This is a genomic window from Streptomyces sp. NTH33 (genome assembly GCF_003236365.1).
Classification (GTDB): Bacteria; Actinomycetota; Actinomycetes; order Streptomycetales; family Streptomycetaceae; genus Streptomyces.
On sequence record NZ_POTZ01001022.1, the window covers coordinates 1 to 771 of the forward strand.

Genomic DNA, 771 nt, shown 5'->3' on the forward strand with positions numbered 1-771 from the left:
ATCTGGGGATGCTTCCTTCCACCAGTTTGAGCAGGGCGGCCAGGTCTTCGGGCCGGGTGTCGGGGTTGAGGAGGGTGGCCTTGAGCCAGAGCCGGTCGTCGAGGCGGGCGCGGCCGAGGACGGCCCGGCCCTCGGTGAGGAGTCTGCGGCGTACGGCGGCGACGGCGTCGTCGGTGGCATCGGCGGGCCGGAACAGGACGGTGCTGATGGTGGGCCGGTCGTGGAGCTCGAAGCCGGGGTGGTCGTGGAGGAGGTCGGCGAACTCGCGGGCGCGGGCGCAGACCTGGTCGACGAGGGCGCCGAGGCCGCTGCGGCCGAGGGTCTTGAGGGTGACGGCGATCTTGAGGACGTCGGGGCGGCGGGTGGTGCGCAGGGAGCGGCCCAGGAGGTCGGGCAGGCCGGCCTCGGTGTCGTCGTCGGCGTTGAGGTAGTCGGCGCGCTGGTGCAGGACGGTGAGGTCGCGGGGGCGGCGGACGGCGAGGAGTCCGGCGGCGACCGGCTGCCAGCCGAGTTTGTGCAGGTCGAAGGTGACGGTGTGGGCGGCTTCGAGTCCGGTGAGCTTGTCGCGGTGGCGTTCGCTGAACAGCAGTCCTCCGCCGTGGGCGGCGTCGATGTGCAGGCGGGCGCCGTGGGCGGCGCACAGTCCGGCGATCTCGGGGAGGGGGTCGATGAGGCCGGCGTCGGTGGTGCCGGCGGTGGCGGCTACGACGAGGGAGCCGCGGGAGCCGCGGGGTCCGGCGAGGTGGGTGAGGGCGCTGTGCAGGGCGGCGG

At 74.3% G+C, this 771-nt stretch carries 1 protein-coding gene; it reads right to left on the reverse strand.

All coding sequences use genetic code 11. The features are described 5' to 3' along the window. Positions 1-771: pyridoxal phosphate-dependent decarboxylase family protein (locus C1I97_RS38215; protein ID WP_258382952.1), on the reverse strand; the 771-nt coding region annotated here is incomplete at both ends.